Annotated in this window: 1 rRNA gene (cut by a window edge); it reads right to left on the reverse strand. The window is 50.0% G+C overall.

Annotation, left to right across the window (positions count from 1 at the left end):
- Positions 1-244 (reverse strand): 23S ribosomal RNA (locus P1S59_14650) (its annotated part continues 346 nt past the right edge of the window); the annotation flags it as partial.

Raw genomic sequence — 244 nt, forward strand, 5'->3', positions numbered from 1 at the left:
TGTCTGGGCAATCATACTTCCTTTCCCACTGAGCATAGTTTTGGGACCTTAGCTGACGGTCTGGGCTGTTTCCCTTTCGACCACGAATCTTATCACCCGTAGTCTCACTGCCATACTTTGAATACCGGCATTCGGAGTTTGACTAAGTTTGGTACCCTGTGACAGGCCCTAGCCTAATCAGTGCTCTACCTCCGGCATTAACCATATGACGCTGACCCTAAAGCCATTTCGGGGAGAACCAGCT

This window comes from bacterium (assembly GCA_029210965.1).
Lineage (GTDB): Bacteria > BMS3Abin14 > BMS3Abin14 > BMS3Abin14 > BMS3Abin14 > JALHUC01.